The 15,565-nt window shown below is 66.0% G+C and carries 16 protein-coding genes; all 16 read right to left on the bottom strand.

Annotated features, from left to right (window positions below):
- Nucleotides 1–12 precede the first annotated feature (12 nt).
- The 16 genes from QX121_RS13500 to murJ all read right to left on the bottom strand — a co-directional run bounded on the left by QX121_RS13500 (nt 13) and on the right by murJ (nt 15,537).
- Nucleotides 13–747 carry a tRNA (guanine(46)-N(7))-methyltransferase TrmB gene (locus QX121_RS13500; protein ID WP_315812174.1) on the bottom strand — a complete coding sequence of 245 codons (735 nt, stop codon included), beginning with the start codon at nt 745–747 and terminating at the stop codon, nt 13–15.
- Nucleotides 744–1,874 carry a M20 family metallopeptidase gene (locus tag QX121_RS13495; RefSeq protein WP_315775814.1) on the bottom strand — a complete coding sequence of 377 codons (1,131 nt, stop codon included), beginning with the start codon at nt 1,872–1,874 and terminating at the stop codon, nt 744–746. The genes QX121_RS13500 and QX121_RS13495 overlap by 4 nt, the downstream gene beginning before the upstream one ends.
- Before the next feature lie 320 nt (nt 1,875–2,194).
- Nucleotides 2,195–2,611 (bottom strand): helix-turn-helix domain-containing protein, encoded by a 417-nt coding sequence (locus QX121_RS13490; protein WP_006615449.1) that lies wholly within the window; start codon nt 2,609–2,611, stop codon nt 2,195–2,197.
- Nucleotides 2,612–2,842: 231 nt separating this feature from the next.
- Nucleotides 2,843–4,453 carry an apolipoprotein N-acyltransferase gene (lnt, locus tag QX121_RS13485; RefSeq protein WP_315812173.1) on the bottom strand — a complete coding sequence of 537 codons (1,611 nt, stop codon included), beginning with the start codon at nt 4,451–4,453 and terminating at the stop codon, nt 2,843–2,845.
- Nucleotides 4,450–5,619 carry a hemolysin family protein gene (locus QX121_RS13480; protein WP_315812172.1) on the bottom strand — a complete coding sequence of 390 codons (1,170 nt, stop codon included), beginning with the start codon at nt 5,617–5,619 and terminating at the stop codon, nt 4,450–4,452. Before QX121_RS13480 ends, lnt begins: the two co-directional genes overlap by 4 nt.
- Nucleotides 5,620–5,621: 2 nt before the next feature.
- On the bottom strand, nt 5,622–6,131 hold the full coding sequence (gene ybeY, locus QX121_RS13475) for an rRNA maturation RNase YbeY (RefSeq protein WP_315812171.1): 510 nt from the start codon (nt 6,129–6,131) through the stop codon (nt 5,622–5,624).
- Nucleotides 6,132–6,193: 62 nt separating this feature from the next.
- Nucleotides 6,194–7,171, bottom strand: a complete 978-nt coding sequence (locus tag QX121_RS13470; RefSeq protein ID WP_315735578.1) for a PhoH family protein — start codon at nt 7,169–7,171, stop codon at nt 6,194–6,196.
- Between the two features lie 64 nt (nt 7,172–7,235).
- On the bottom strand, nt 7,236–8,633 hold the full coding sequence (miaB, locus tag QX121_RS13465) for a tRNA (N6-isopentenyl adenosine(37)-C2)-methylthiotransferase MiaB (protein WP_315775810.1): 1,398 nt from the start codon (nt 8,631–8,633) through the stop codon (nt 7,236–7,238).
- 55 nt (nt 8,634–8,688) lie between these two features.
- Complete coding sequence (locus QX121_RS13460) at nt 8,689–9,408, bottom strand: HAD family hydrolase (protein ID WP_315775809.1); 720 nt, start codon at nt 9,406–9,408, stop codon at nt 8,689–8,691.
- Nucleotides 9,401–9,853, bottom strand: coding sequence for a Fur family transcriptional regulator (locus QX121_RS13455; RefSeq protein ID WP_315716937.1), 453 nt, complete (start codon nt 9,851–9,853; stop codon nt 9,401–9,403). The genes QX121_RS13460 and QX121_RS13455 overlap by 8 nt, the downstream gene beginning before the upstream one ends.
- A gap of 43 nt (nt 9,854–9,896) precedes the next feature.
- Nucleotides 9,897–10,379: a ribosomal protein S18-alanine N-acetyltransferase gene (gene rimI, locus QX121_RS13450; RefSeq protein ID WP_315735571.1), complete on the bottom strand. Its 483-nt coding sequence runs from the start codon at nt 10,377–10,379 to the stop codon at nt 9,897–9,899.
- Nucleotides 10,376–11,077 carry a tRNA (adenosine(37)-N6)-threonylcarbamoyltransferase complex dimerization subunit type 1 TsaB gene (gene tsaB, locus QX121_RS13445; RefSeq protein WP_315812170.1) on the bottom strand — a complete coding sequence of 234 codons (702 nt, stop codon included), beginning with the start codon at nt 11,075–11,077 and terminating at the stop codon, nt 10,376–10,378. Before tsaB ends, rimI begins: the two co-directional genes overlap by 4 nt.
- A 438-nt stretch (nt 11,078–11,515) precedes the next feature.
- Complete coding sequence (locus QX121_RS13440; RefSeq protein ID WP_315812169.1) at nt 11,516–12,085, bottom strand: NifU family protein; 570 nt, start codon at nt 12,083–12,085, stop codon at nt 11,516–11,518.
- A gap of 108 nt (nt 12,086–12,193) precedes the next feature.
- Nucleotides 12,194–12,688 (bottom strand): universal stress protein, encoded by a 495-nt coding sequence (locus tag QX121_RS13435; RefSeq protein ID WP_315716941.1) that lies wholly within the window; start codon nt 12,686–12,688, stop codon nt 12,194–12,196.
- Nucleotides 12,689–12,876: 188 nt separating this feature from the next.
- A complete protein-coding gene (gene trpS, locus QX121_RS13430; protein ID WP_015663202.1) occupies nt 12,877–13,929 on the bottom strand; it encodes a tryptophan--tRNA ligase in 1,053 nt (350 codons plus the stop codon).
- A 48-nt stretch (nt 13,930–13,977) separates the two neighbouring features.
- Nucleotides 13,978–15,537 (bottom strand): murein biosynthesis integral membrane protein MurJ, encoded by a 1,560-nt coding sequence (gene murJ, locus QX121_RS13425; RefSeq protein ID WP_315812168.1) that lies wholly within the window; start codon nt 15,535–15,537, stop codon nt 13,978–13,980.
- Nucleotides 15,538–15,565: the final 28 nt, after the last annotated feature.

The following is a 15,565-nucleotide window of genomic DNA, read 5'->3' as shown; positions in this document are numbered from 1 at the left end:
CTGGCATAGCGGTCAGCGCCGGCGGAAGATCAGATAGTTGGCGACGCGGCCTTCGCGCGTCGCCTTCCGTCCGTAGCGCGTCATGGTGTAGCCCGGCCAGGGCAGGCGCCAGTCGTCGGCGCGCTCGGCCGTCCAGGCGAAGTCGGGCGAACGCAGCAGATGCCACAGCGTCCAGGCGCAATAGTCGGCGATGTCGCTGACGAAGCGGAACTCGCCGCCGGGCTTCAGGACGCGCGCCATCGCGGCGACCGTTGCATCCTGCACGAAACGCCGCTTCCAGTGCCGCCGCTTCGGCCAGGGATCGGGATGGATCAGGTCGATCCGCTGCAGCGACTGCGGCGGCAGCCAGGCCAGCAGCTCGGCGGCGTCGCCCGCCAGCAGCCTGATATTGCCGATGTTGTCGGCCTCGATGGCCGACAGGATCTTGGCCATGCCGTTGACATAGGGCTCGCAGCCGATGAAGCCGGTGGTCGGAAACGCCTTTGCTTCGGCGGCAAGATGCTCGCCGCCGCCAAACCCGATTTCCAGCCGCAGCGCGTCGACCGGCGGATGGTACAGCGTGGGCAGCACGGCTTCCGCGGGCGCGGCGAGATCGAGCGAGAGGTGCGGCAGCAGGTTGTCGACCAGGCCGGCCTGATACGCCCGCAGCTTGTGGCCCTTGCGCCGGCCGAAGAACGAGCCCTGACCATGCAAGGCCTCGGTGCTGGCGTGATCGTCGTCGACAGGCATGTTGATCGCGGTGCTCATCGCAGGGTTTGATAGAGACGGTAGAGCAGCCTTGTCCGCGGCTCGATCGAGGAGATGTACATCTGCTCGTAATGCGTATGCGCGCCCTTGCCGTCGACGCCGAGCCCATCGAGCGTCGCCGTGAACGGTGCGGTGAAATTGCCGTCGGAACCGCCGCCCGTGTGGGTGTCGACGAGCTCGAATCCGATCTCTTCGGCCAGTGATTTCGCATGCTCGAACAAGGCCGCGCCGGCGTTGCCCTTGACGTAAGGCGGCCGGTTCACCTCGCCCCTGACTTCAACCGTGACGCCATCGCTGCGCGAGGTCAGCCCCAGGATCTTGGGCAGGATTTCCTCTGCATCGGCTGGCGTCGGTAGCCGCGCATCCACCTCCGCATGGGCTTCCTCTGCGATGACGTTGGGACGTGTGCCACCGCGCACCACGCCGACATTCACGGTAATGCCGCGCGCGGGGTCGTTGAGCGCTTCGAGCGCATGGATGACGTTGGCGAGTTCGCGGATCGCACTGCGTCCATCCTGTGGACGCGCGCCGGCATGCGCGGGCACGCCGCGGATGGCCACGTCGAACCGCGCCACGCCCTTGCGCCCGGTCACGATCTTGCCGCCGTCACGCGCCGGCTCGGTGACGAGGACGTATTTGGCCTTGCGGCCCTCCTCCTCGATCAGCGCGCGCGAGGTCGGGCTGCCGATCTCTTCATCCGAGACGAACAAATGAGTAATGCCAAGCGGCGATTCTTCACCGCCTGCGCAGAGCTGACGAAAGGCGTGAAAGGCGAGATACGCGCCGCCCTTCATGTCGTAGATCCCCGGACCGTACGCGACGTCACCGTCGACCGAAAACGGCAGCCGCGCGATGAACCCGATCGGGTGCACCGTATCGAGATGGCTGAGGACCAGAATTCCGGGCTCGGCCTGTCCCCATGACGAGCGCGCGATGAGATGGTCGCCGCAGCCGTCGCGTCCGGCGATCCGTTCGATCGTGGCATCAAGCCCGCGATAGCCATCCGCGACAAGGGAAGCCAGCTTGTTGACCTGATCAGGCGCCTCGGTTGGGGTCTCGATCTCGACCCATTGGCGGATGCCTTCGAGAATTGTGCGACTATCGAACGGGCTGCTGCTGGTGGTCATAGCTGTAAATCGTTCTCGATGGTTACGAAGTGGTAGCAGGCGGTGGACGCGTTGGCGCGTCGCAGGGCGGGTTGGCGGCTGGGACGCCGGAGTTCCAGGCCACATGTGCATAAAACGATTTAGAGCGCGATAGCGTTTCCCGAAGGGGAGCCATCGCGCTCTATTGGTCGCAATCGAAGTTGTCTATCGGCCCATTCGTCCTGCGAAGCGTTGCATGCCCAGCGCGACGCTCGCAAAACGCGTTCTGCTAATGGCCCCCCGAGGCGCTGACATTCATATGAGAGGAAATCGCGATAGGAATGTCAGCGCCGGCGCATCAGCTAGCCTTCTTCCGGAGCTTCGCGATCAGCGATCTGCTCGACCAGGTCGACGATGCTGCGACGAAGCTTTGAATCGTGGATCCGCGTGAATGCGCGGGTCAACGCCAGTCCTTCTGAGGTTGCCAGGAAATCAGACACATAGGCGGGCGAAGCGCCTTCGCCGAAAGCTTCACCGTTGGTCCCGCCACTCGGGACCCCTTCGAACAGGAAGGAGACCGGGACCTGCAGAACCTCCGAGATCTGCTGAATCCGGCTGGCGCCGACTCGATTGGTGCCTTTTTCGTACTTCTGTATCTGCTGGAACGTGAGTCCGAGAGCCTCACCAAGTTTTTCCTGGCTCATGCCCAACATGATACGGCGCATCCGCACCCGGCTGCCGACATGCTTGTCAACAGGGTTGGGCGCTTTCGTCGACATCTCTCAACTCCTTAGAATGGGCCTCGGAACGAGGCGGTCGCAGTATGCCTCAGGCGCTCACACCGTCAATTTCTGTTCGCATGCGTACTAACGAAGACGGCCGAGCAACGATCTGGACGGCTCATGCTGCCGCGCGAGAATGCGAATTGCAGCAGCTATCTGTCAACACTTGGGGTTTTGCTTGTCAAAAAAAATCTTACGGACCCGGAAAGAATCGAGATCTTGCTGTCGTCAGGGAAGCTTTTGAGCAACACGTCTGCGAACGACGGTGCTCAGGGCGATCACTAACAGAATCGCAACCGGAATGTCGCCGAGCTTTGCATAGACTGTCGGCTGCAACGCAACAGGCAGCGCGGAATCCAGCACGCCCTCTGCACCGAGTGGCAATTGCTTAACGATACGGCCGACAGGATCGATCACTGCAGAGATGCCGGTGTTCGCAGATCGAACTAATGGAAGTCCTTGCTCGATCGCGCGCCACTGCGCCTGCTGCAGATGCTGATGAGGACCGGTCGAAATGCCGAACCATCCGTCGTTGGTCAAGTTGACGATCCAGCCCGGGCGTTCTTCGCTCGGCACGCTGTCACTCGGAAAGATCGCCTCGTAGCAGATCAAAGGAAGAACACGCGGAGCGTGTGGCACGTCCAGATTGCGTCGCGCCGTGCCCGGGATGAAACCGCCCTGCACCCGCGTCAGCTGCTCGAGCCCGATCCGCTCCAGCAGAGTCTGGAACGGCAGGAACTCGCCGAACGGGACCAGATGGAGCTTGTCGTAGACCGACAGCACGGTGCCGTCGTGGTCGATCACGTAGATCGAATTGTAGGCCCGGGTGATGGGAACGTTCCGAGGCACGTCGGGGGCGCGGACCGAACCGGTGATAAGCACCGCGCCCGGCGACAGCAGGTCGGCGATCTGGCCCATCGCGTCCGCCTCGCGGGTCAGGAAGAACGGGAACGCCGATTCCGGCCAGATCAGGACGTTGGTGTCGCGGACACCGGTGGCTGTCGGACCGGAGGCGCGATCCGACAGCGCCAGATAGCGGCGCATGACGTCGGCCTTGGCGCCATAGTTGAATTTGACGTCCTGCTGCAGGTTCGGCTGCATGATCCGCAGCTTGAGATCGGCGACGAAGGCGGTCGGATGCAGGCCGATCCGGATGACGCCGAACACGCCCATCATCACCAGCAAGGCGGCCGCTGCGGCCGGCACCCGCCAGCGCTCGCGCCAGGTCTTGCCGTCGATCAGCACCGCAGGGCTGGCAAAGATCGCGATCGCCAGGAACGTCATGCCCCAGATCCCGATCAGCGATGTCGCCTGCGCCAGCGCGAGCGGCTGCGACAGGGCATAGCCGAACGTGTTCCAGGGGAAGCCGGTCAGCGCGTGGCCGCGGAGCCATTCGCTCGCGGTCAGGCAGACGGCGAGCGCCAGGATACGGGTTGCACCACGCGTCCAGATCAACCGCGCCAATGCGAAGCCCAGTGCCGGAAACAGCGCGAGATAGGCCGGCAGACCCAGCACGGCGAACGGCATCAGCCAGGCGAAGGTGTCGGCATCGACCAGGAACGCGTTGCCGATCCAGTACAGGCCGGGCACGAAATAGCCCATGCCGAAGCAGAAGCCGCTGAAGGCGGCAGCCGGGATGCCGCGCCGCCGTCCCGCCGCCGCACCATCGATCAGCCAGACCAGCACCGGGAAGGTGATCGCAAGCACCGGCCAGGCGTTGAACGGGGCCATCGCAAGCGAGGAGAGCGCGCCGGCGGCGAGCGCGATCCCCGCGCGCTTCCAGCCCCAGGCCAGGACAACGCCGATGGCGAGGCCGCGAATCGTCGATGGGCGGATCACTGTGAGCTGGCTCCGTCGCCGCGTGGCGGGCTGCTATCGTCATGGCCCGGCGCCGGGTCGGTCTCCGCCGGCGGCGGCTCGGCCGGGACGTCCGTGTCCGGCGGGGTCGCTTCCGGCGCCATTTCGCGGCGCCGGCTCTCGCGCGGCGGGCGGGGTGTGGGACGCTCCTTGCGCGGCGCGATGCGCAGCCGCTTGACCCGGCGCGGATCGGCATCGAGCACCTCGACCTCGAAATTGCCGGGGCCGGAGATCAACTCGCCGCGCACCGGCAGCCGGCCGACATGATTGACGAGATATCCGCCAAGGGTCTCGACGCCCTCGCCGGCTTCCCCGGTCACGAACTCCTCGCCGATCACCCGGCGCACGTCGTCGAGGCTGGCGCGGGCGTCCGCGATGAAGGCGTTGTCGGCCTGCCGCACGATCGCCGGCGGCTCGTCGCTGTCGTGCTCGTCGTCGATCTCGCCGACGATCTGCTCGACGATGTCCTCGATCGAGACCAGCCCGTCGGTGCCGCCATATTCGTCGACGACCAGCGCCAGATGGATGCGCGAGGCCTGCATCTGCGCCAGCAGGTCGATCGCGCGCATCGACGGCGGCACGTAGAGCAGCTTGCGGATGATGTTGGCCTCGAACAGCGGCATCGACAGGTCGACGGCCTTCAGGTCGAGACCGGCCGGCAGCGGCTTCTTGCGCCGCGCCTTCACTTCGTCCGAGACGCGTGCCTGAGCGGTGGTGAAGGCGAGCAGATCGCGGATATGCACCATGCCCTCGGGATCGTCGAGCGTGTCGTTGTAGACCACGAGCCGTGAATGCGAGGCGCTCTCGAACAGGCTCATCAGCTCGCCGAGCGTGATGTCGCGCCTGACCGCGACGATGTCGGCGCGATGCACCATGACGTCGGCGATCCGCCGCTCGTGCAGATCGAGGATGTTGCGCAGGAGCGTGCGCTCGACCGCGGAGAAGCCGATGTCGTCGGGTGTCGAGGCGTCGAGCACGACCTGCAGATCGTCGCGCACCGATCCGCCGCCCTTCCATCCGAACAGATTACGCAGCGCGCGCAGGAGCCAATTCTCGCTCGGCGAGCGGCCGAGCTCGGATGCCGGCACCACGGCCGGAAGATTGCGCGTGTTGCGCGGATTATCGTGAATGGGTTCGGAGTCGGCCATGATCAATTCGTCCGCTCCCGGTCGGCATAGGGATCGGGGATGCCGAGATGGGCGAGGATCTCGCGCTCAAGCGCCTCCATCTCCTCAGCCTCGTCGTCGGTCTCGTGATCGTAGCCGATGAGATGCAGGAATCCGTGTACGGTCAGATGGCTCAAATGGTGCGCGAACGGCTTCTGCTCCTCGTCGGCCTCGCGCCGCATCGTCTCGTAGGCGATGGCGATGTCGCCGAGCATGCGCGGTGCGTCGTCCTCGCCGCGCGGCCCGGTCGGCTGCAGCGCCGGAAACGACAGCACGTTGGTCGGCTTGTCGATGCCGCGCCAATTGCTGTTCAGGGTGCGGATGCCATCATCGTCCGTCAGCATCACCGCGATCTCGGCGTCTCCGACGTCCGCGTCGACCGTCTCAGCGGCGGCGACGATGGCGCGATGTATGACCTCCTCGGCGTCGGGCTGGTCCTGCCAGCAGTCGGCTGCGACGATCACCTCGGTGGTTGGAATGGGACTTTGTGGCATCCTGGTCGTTCTGTGCGGATGGCGCTCGGATCATGCGCCGATCGGCGAGCTTGCTCCGGGGGTCAGCGCGCCTTTGGGCTCTCATAGGCGGCGACGATACGCGCCACCAATTCGTGGCGAATGACGTCCTCGCCGGTGAACCTGACCTGTGCGATCCCTTCGACGCCGTCGAGCAGCCGCGCGGCCTCGGCAAGGCCCGACGTCTGGCCGTTGGGCAGATCGATCTGGGACGGATCGCCGGTGATGATCATGCGGCTGTTCTCGCCCAGACGCGTGAGGAACATCTTCATCTGCATCGACGTCGTGTTCTGCGCCTCGTCGAGAATGATCGCGGCATTGGTCAAGGTGCGCCCGCGCATGAAGGCGAGCGGCGCGATCTCGATCTCGCCGGCCTGCAGCGCGCGTTCGACGATGCGCGCATCCATCAGATCGTACAGCGCGTCGTAGATCGGACGCAGATAGGGATCGACCTTCTCGCGGAGGTCACCAGGCAGGAAGCCGAGCCGCTCGCCAGCTTCGACCGCCGGGCGCGAGAGGATGATGCGGTCGACTTCCTTGCGCTCGAACAGCTGCGCCGCATGCGCGACCGCAAGCCAGGTCTTGCCGGTGCCGGCCGGGCCGATGCCGAACACGAGCTCGTGGCGCTTCAGCGCGCGGATGTAGGAATCCTGCGCGGCGGTGCGGGCGCGCACCGGGCGCTTGCGCAGGTTGATGCTCTCGAACGCGTTCTTGGCGTTCTTGGCGTCGAACTCGAACAGCGAGCCTTGCGCCACCACAGCGCGGATCGCGCCCTCGACGTCGCCCTGCGCCAGATCCTGGCCCTTGACGGCCTGCGCATAGAGCGATTCGAGCACGCGCCGCGCGGCATCGCAGCCGTCGCGGCTGCCGCCGATGGTGATGTGGTTGCCGCGGGAATCGACGACGACGCCGAGCCTACGCTCGACCAGGGCCAGATTCTGGCCGTAGGGGCCGACCAGGGCGGAAGCGGCGCGGTTGTCGTCGAAATCGATGACGACCTGGGTCTCGGGAGGCATGGACATGTCGCGATCGAACTTGCGGCTGGGAGCGAGGGAAGACGAATCCGATGCGCTCTTGGGCAAGTGCTCAGCCTCCGATGGATACAAGGGGCGTGGGGGAGATCGCTGCCGGCGCGGCCGTGATGAGCTCGCCGAGCAGGCTGTAGCGTTCGAGGCTGTCGATCCGCACCGGCAGAACCTGACCGATGATGTCGTCGGAGGCCATGACGTGGGCCGGCTGCAGATACGCGGTCCGTCCGACCAGCTGTCCGGGCTTGCGCGCCGCGCGCTCAAACAGCACGTCGACGACCTGGCCGATCGCGGCCTTGTTGAAGGCTGCTTGCTGGCTGTCGATCAAGCTCTGGAGGCGCTCCAATCGCTCGTCCATCTCGGTCGCTGACACCATCTCCTGCATGTCCGCTGCCGGGGTTCCCGGACGCGGCGAATACTTGAATGAATAGGCTGCAGCGTATCCGATTTGATCGATCAGCGCGAGGGTGGCGCGAAAATCTTCCTCGGTCTCGCCCGGGAACCCGACGATGAAATCCGAAGAGAATGCAATGTCGTGACGGGCGGCGCGAAAACGGTCGACGACATCCCGGTAATCGGACGCAGTGTGTTTGCGGTTCATGGCATTCAGGATTCGGTCGGATCCCGACTGAACCGGAAGATGCACGAACGGCATCACCGCTCCGAGATCGCGATGCGCCGCGATCAGGCTGTCGTCGACGTCGTTGGGATGGCTGGTCGAGTAGCGAAGCCGCGCCACGCCCGGAATCTCGGCGATCCTGTAGAGCAGCCGCCCCAGCGTCCAGGGCCGGCCGTCAGGGCCTTCGCCGTGATAGGCGTTGACGTTCTGGCCGATCAGGGTGATCTCGCGAACGCCGTTCTCGGCGAGCTGCGTCACGTCGTCGACAATGCGCGCCACTGCGCGCGACATCTCGCTGCCGCGTGTATACGGCACCACGCAGAAGGTGCAGAACTTGTCGCAGCCCTCCTGCACGGTGACGAAGGCCGAGACGCCGCGGGCGCGGATCGCCTCGCGGCTGGGCTTCGCCAGGAAGCCAAACTTGTCCTGGGCCGGGAATTCGGTCTCGATGGCGCGCTCGCCGCGGCGGGCCTGGGCCAGGAGCTGCGGCAGATGGTGGTAGCTCTGTGGGCCGACCACGACGTCGACGGTGGGGGCGCGGGCGATGATCTCCTCGCCTTCCGCCTGAGCCACGCAGCCGGCCACGGCGATCTGCATCGTCCGGCCAGCCCTTGCGGCGTCCTCCTTCGCGACCCGCAGCCGCCCGAGCTCCGAATAGACCTTCTCGGAGGCCTTCTCGCGGATGTGGCAGGTGTTGAGGATCACGAGATCGGCGTCGCCGGCCTCGGCGGTCTCGACGAAGCCCTCGGAGCCCAGCGTGTCCACCATGCGCTGGGCATCGTAGACATTCATCTGGCAGCCATAGGACTTGATGTGCAGCTTGCGCGGCGGCGTCATGAACCCTTGCATGCAGTCGGAGGCGCGCCAATGCGGCGCCGCGCTCAAATATAGGCTAGGGGGCCGAAAATCCAGCGACCGCGGGCTTTTTCTCGGACAGCCGGCCCAGAATCGCCGGCAGCTGCCGCATGTCGTCGAAAACCAGGGTGGCGCCGGCCGCGCGCAGATTGTCGGCGTGCCCAGGCCGGCAGTGGCTGCCGCCATGGAACCCGAGCACCGTCATGCCGGCGGCGACACCGCCCCGGATGCCGGCCAAGCTATCCTCGACCACCACGCAGGCCCCGGGACGCGCCCTCATCTGCGCTGCGGCGAACAGGAACAGATCGGGCGCGGGCTTGCCGTTCTCGACCTGGGAGGACGAGAAGATGTGCGGGGCGAGGCGATCGTAGAGCCGGGTGGCGCCAAGGCTGACGCGCATGCGTTGGTGCGATCCGGAGGAGGCGACGCAGACCGGCACGTCGATGGTGTCGAGCGCCTCCGTGATCCCGTCGATCGCCGCGAGGTCCTGCTCGAAGGCGCGGAACAGGCGGTCCTGCAGTTTCGGGTTGAAATCGTCGGGCAGGCTGTGGCCGAGCTCGGCCTCGACCTCGAGCTTCGCCTGTTTCAGGGAGCGGCCCAGGAACCGCGCGAACACCTGCTCGGTCGTGATCGGATAGCCGCACAGGCTGAGCACGTCGGCGTGGGTCTGACAGGAGATCACCTCGCTGTCGACCAGCACGCCATCGCAATCGAAAATGACGAGATCGAAGCTGGAAGCCGGCGCTGCGTCAGCCATTCGTCTCTTCGTCGAGGGGCACGCAATACAGCTCCAGCCGGTGGTCGACCAGCTTGTAGCCGAGCTTGCGGGCGATCTCGGCCTGCAGCTTCTCGATTTCCTCGGAGGTGAACTCGATCACCTTGCCGTCGCGCAGATTGATCAGATGATCATGATGGCTGTCGCGCATCTGCTCGTAGCGGGCGCGACCCTCGCGGAAATCGTGGCGCTCGATGATGCCGGCATCCTCGAACAGCTTCACGGTGCGATAGACCGTGGAGATCGAGATCTTGTCGTCGACGGCGACGCAGCGCCGGTACAACTCCTCGACGTCGGGATGGTCGCAGGCTTCCGCGAGCACGCGGGCAATGACGCGGCGCTGCTCGGTCATGCGCATGCCGGTGGCGGCACAGCGGGCCTCGATTCCCGTGGAATTGAGCGCTGGCGTGGTTTTCAAGGAGGTCATCGTGTCTCGCCTCAAGGATGCGCTTTCTGCCACCAAGCGCAGGTTACGACAAGTCCCGGCGCATCAGAAGCGCATTCAACTGTTCCCCGCCGGGCTGAAGGTAATAGCGTTCCCGACGGCCCACGGTCGCAAATCCGGCGCGTTCATAGAGTCGGCGGGCCGGCTGGTTGTTTTCCTCCACTTCGAGAAAGACCGTCCGGACCCCGCGCCCCGCGAGGTGCCCGAGATGCTGCAGCAGCAGATCACGAGAAAATCCGCGGCCGCGCTGATTTGGGTCAAGTGCAACCGACAATATTTCCGCTTCGTCCGCGCCGATTCGCGAGACGATGAGGCCGACGAGTTTCCGCCCGAGCCGCAGCCGATGGATCATGGTGTTGCGCTCGGCCAGCATGGCCTCGAACTCGCCTTCGCCCCAGCCGCGGTGAAACGAGGCGGCGTGGATCTGGGCGAGCCTGGCGGCGTCGCGCGGCGCGGCCGCTTCGATCAACGGTTTGGGGCTGCCGAGCCAGCGGAAGAACATGTTCATGACGAGAGGGCCGTCCGCGCCGGCGCGCGCGCCGCGCCGGCAGGCGGCTTGACGTCGGGCGCGCGCAGATAGAACGGCCGCGCCGGCGCGCGCGCCGGGTCCGCGGCCGCGCCGAGCCAGGCAACCCAGGTGATGTCGGGTCCGTTTTGCGAGTCGACCGCAACTGGCGCGGCGGCTTCCGGAGGCCACCGTTCGGCCAGCAGCGCCGCGGCGTTGCCGACGAGGTGTGGGGCGCCGAGCCGCGCGACCGCCAAGACGTCGTCGATCGCAGCGACCTGAGGCGCGACCAGCTCTTCGCCGCTGCCGCTCACGACTTGGTAGTAGACATGGTCGTGCCGGGCATCGATCGCCGAGATCACCGGGTTGGTACGGTCTTCGCTGACGATGGGTGCGGCGTAGGCCGAGAGCGTGGTGACGCCGACGACCGGCTTGTGCGCCGCCAATGCAATGCCGCGCGCGGCGGAGAGGCCGACGCGCAGTCCGGTGAAACTACCAGGACCCGTCGTTACCGCGATGCGGTCGAGCTTGTGGAAGCCGACGCCCGACTGGCGCATCACGCGCGCGATCAGCGGCATCAGCGCCTCGGCGTGGCCGCGCTTCATCGGCAGCGTTTCCTCGGCGCGCATCGCGGCCGAATCAGTGTCCAGAACGGCAGCCGCGCAATGGTCGAGGGCAGTATCGATGGCGAGGATCAACATCCGGTCAGATTCGCATTGAAGGGAGCGCCGAATACCTTTTTGGGGCTTTGATAAAGTCGGTTGCCGCTTTCTTACATCCTGATCGGGAAAAACGCATCACGGCGCACGACCGAGAACGCAAACTACTGAATTGGCGCTCATTTAAGCAAATCTTTCCGGGCTATTGGAATGATCGTCCCGTTCGACGTTCAGGCCGCCGCGCCATCCGGTCGCAAAGGCCATGCCCGACGGTCCAGGTCGAGGCGATCAATCGCTCGCAAGCCCGTGCTCAGGATCGGCACCGACGGCATGGCGCGCAGAGCGCGGTAACCAGCGAGGTATCGTGGAGCATTCGGCGGGCGGCGGCCGTGGCCGCCACCGTCGGCAACGCAGCGTGAGCAGAGGCAGATGGCGATTAGCGCGCAGATCTATTCGCCAACCCCATTCGCCATTGGTTTGCTACATCGGCCGGACTTCGACCACCTCAGGCACGAAGTGCTTCAGCAGGTTCTGGATGCCGTGCTGCAGGGTCGCGGTCGATGACGGGCAGCCGGAGCAGGCGCCCTTCATGTTGAGATAGACGATACCGTCCTTGAAGCCGCGGAAGGTGATGTCGCCGCCGTCATTGGCTACGGCCGGGCGGACGCGGTTCTCGATCAGGTCCTTGATCATGCCGACCGTCTCGGTGTCGGCCTCGTCGTAGAACTCGTCGTCCTCGTCGGCGGATTCGTCATTGGCGGCGCTGCCGTCGGCGAGCAGCGGCGCGCCCGACATGTAGTGCTCCATGATCGCGCCGAGGATCGCCGGCTTGAGGTGCTGCCATTCACCGTCGCTCTTGGTGACGGTGATGAAATCGGCGCCGTAGAACACGCCGGTGACGCCGTCGACGGCGAACAGGCGCTCGGCCAGCGGGGAGCGCGCGGCGGCGTCGCGGCTGCCGAACTCCATCGTGCCAGCAGGCAGCACGACGCGGCCCGGGATGAACTTCAAGGTGGCGGGATTGGGGGTGGCTTCGGTCTGGATGAACATGGCTTTCTCCGGCAGCGCCGGTTCAAGGCCGGCCTGTGGTGTCCTCATAGCAGATGGCGCGAACGCGCGCACGATCAAGGGGGCATGGCCGGCGTTTCCGATCTAAGCCTATGAAAGAGCGTCGAGATCGGCGTCACCGAGGTCGCCCGGCACGATCACCAGCGGGATCGGGAAGGCGCCGCTCGTCTTGGTGACATGGGTGACCAGCGGGCCGGGGCCCTCGGGGCCGGAATGGGCGGCGAGCACCAGAAGCGCGATGTCGCTGTCGTGCTCGATCGTCTCCAGGATCTGCGCCGTCGGCTCACCCTCGCGGATCACCCGTTCCGGCGCGGTCACGCCGATCGCCGACAGCAGCGCCGCGGCCTGGTCGAGCTCGGCATGCGCCTGCTCCTGCGCCTCGGCCCGCATCAGGTCGGCGACCCCCAGCCATTGCTGGTTCTGGTCCTCCGTCTCGATGACGTGCAGCATGACGATACGGCCGCCGGAACGGACCGCCCAGCGGCCGGCATAGCGGACCGCGCGGTCCCATTCCTCGCTGTCGTCGACCACGACCAGGCATTTCGGCGCATGGCCGGTCTGGTAGCTCTGCCGCTGCGCCGCCATCGCGTTCCCGCCTGCTGCTGCAAGTCGATCCGGCCGCGATGCTGCCACAGCCCGCCTCCGTTGGGGAGAGGGCTGCGGGTTCCATCGCGCCCGCAATGACCGCGGTGGTGCGGCTCCTAGTAGCCCGGATGTCGCTTCGCTCATCCTGGCTACGGCCGCAAGGCCAACTCCGGAGCGCGCCGTGCCGCTCAGGGCTTGCGGATGAAGCCGACGATGTCCTTGGCCGTCTTCATGGTCTCCGCGGCGATGGCCTGGGCGCGGTCGGCGCCGTCGACCAGGACGGACTCGACGTAGCCGGGATCGGCGGTCAGGCGCTTCATCTCGGCGGCGATCGGCCCGAGCTTGGTGACGCACAGCTCGACCAGCGCGTTCTTGAAGCTGGAGAACTGGCCGCCGCCGAAATCCCTGAGCACGTCGGCCTTGCTGCGGTCCGATAGCGCGGCGTAGATGCCGACGAGGTTGTCGGCCTCGGGACGTGCGTCCAGCCCCTTTTCCTCGGTCGGCAGCGGCTCCGGATCGGTCTTGGCCTTGCGGACCTTCTGCGCGATCGTATCGGCATCGTCGGTCAGGTTGATGCGCGAATAGTCCGAGGCATCGGACTTCGACATCTTCTTGGTACCGTCGCGCAGCGACATCACGCGCGTCGCGGGACCGGTGATGAAGGGTTCCGGAAGCGGGAAGAACAGGCCGTCGCCGAAGCCGTGGCTGCGGATCGAGTCGCCGTAGTCATTGTTGAACTTCTGCGCGATGTCGCGCGAGAGCTCGAGATGCTGCTTCTGGTCCTCGCCGACCGGAACATGGGTGGCGCGGTAGAGCAGGATGTCGGCGGCCATCAGCACCGGATAGTCGTAGAGGCCGACCGATGCGTTCTCGCGATCCTTGCCGGCCTTCTCCTTGAACTGCGTCATGCGGTTCAGCCAGCCGATGCGCGCGACGCAGTTGAAGATCCAGGCGAGCTCGGCATGCCCGGAGACCTGGCTCTGGTTGAACACGATGTGCTTCTTCGGATCGATGCCGGCGGCGATGAAGGCGGCCGTGACCTCGCGGGTGTTGCGCGCCAGCTCGGCCGGGCCGCCCCAGACATCGATCGGCATGGTGATCGCGTGCATGTCGACGACGCAATAGATGCAGTTGTGCGTCTCCTGCATCTTCACGAAGTTGACGATCGCGCCGAGGTAGTTGCCGAGATGCAGGTTGCCGGTCGGCTGGACGCCCGAGAAAACCCGTTCCACGAAAGCCATGGTCACTGTTCCGGATGATGATTTTGGGGGTCGTTTGGCACGAGCGCCTCAAAGGTGCAAGTCGCCGGCGGGCTTTTGCCGGATCGCCCGGACGGTTTCGCGCCAGCCTACGGCGCCCAGGGACAATAGAAGCACTCCGTAGAGGATGATGGCGCCGCTGATCAGGGCGGCGAGCAGCACGGCCGCGCCGAGATGGCTGCTGCTCCACGTGCCGGCGAAGCGTCCGGCGACGGTCCAGAGGACGGTGCCCATGATCGCGGCGGCCAGGGTGATGCGCGGCAGCCGGCGCCGCGAGGCGGGAGGAAGCGCGAAGCCGAAGCTCGTGGCGCCACGCCGGATCAGGACCGCCGCATTGGCCCAGGCACCGAGCGCGAGCCCTGCCGCGATGCCACTTGCCGCAAACAATTGTGCGAGCAGGAACGCCAGCGCGATCGCGACACCGCATCCGATCAGCGTCGCGCGCAGCGGTGTCTGCGTGTCCTCGCGCGCGAAGAAGGCAGGCTGCAGCGCCTTGGTCAGTACTTGCGCCGGCAATGCCGCCGCGAGCCATGTGAGCACCTGCGCCGTCGCGGCGGCATCGTCCGAGCTGAACGCGCCATGTTCGAACAGCAAACGAATGATCGGCTCGTTCAGGATCATCAGTCCGAGCGCCGCAGGCAGCGCGAGCCCGATCGTCAGTTCGAGGCCGCGCGATTGCACTTCCGCCAGCGCCTGCTTGTTGCCCTCGTGCAGCGCGCGCGTCAGCTCCGGCACCAGCACCGTGCCCATGGCAACGCCGACGAGCCCGAGTGGTAGCTCGATGAGGCGGTTGGCGAAATACAGCCACGAGACCGCGGAAGGCGAGGCGGAGGCGATGATCGCGCCGCCGACCGCGATCAGTTGCGGGCCGGCGCTGGCGACCATGCCGGGCAGCGCTTTGGCGAAGAAGCCGCGCATTTCCGCATGGAAGGTGACGCGCACCGGCGAGGCGAGGGGGCCATCGCGGCCTCGCCGCGCGAGGACGGCGAGCTGCAGCAGCCCAGCGACGCCGATCGTAGCGGCGAGCAGCAGCGCGGCGCTCGCAGGATCCGGATGTTGCATCAGCAGCACGATGGTCACGACGATCAGCGCGACGTTGAAGAGCAGCGGCGCAAACGCGGCCAGCGCGAAGCGGCCTCGTGCACTGGAGAGTGCGAGCAGCACGGTTGCGGGGCCGGCGAAGGCGAGATAGGGCAGCATCAGCCTGGCATCATTGACGGCCAGGGTGAGCGTCTCTTCACCGGCGAAGCCTGGTGCGAGCACCGTCATCGCGAACGGCATCAGCAGCGCCAGCACGAGCGTTGCCGCGAGCAGGCCGGCGCTGACCGTGCCGAGCACGCGCCCGGCAAAGGCTGCCGCCTGCATTGTGCCACCGTGCTGGTATATTCGCAGCCATGCCGGCACCAAAGCTGCATTGAGCGCGCCCTCCGTCAGCAATCGCCTGATGACGTTGACGAGCTGAAACGCCGCGAGAAATGCGTCCGCGACCGGGCCGGCGCCGAGCAGCGCGGCCATCAGCGCATCCCGGATGAAGCCGAGCAGGCGCGAGGCCAGTGTTCCTGACAACACAGTCACGAATGAGCGGATCATCAGGCTTCTATAGCAGCGCTGCTTGTGA

The sequence above is a fragment of the Bradyrhizobium sp. SZCCHNR2028 genome (genome assembly GCF_032380995.1).
GTDB lineage: Bacteria > Pseudomonadota > Alphaproteobacteria > Rhizobiales > Xanthobacteraceae > Bradyrhizobium.
Note: the sequence above shows the minus strand (reverse complement) of the source record. Positions and strands in the feature narration are given on the sequence as shown.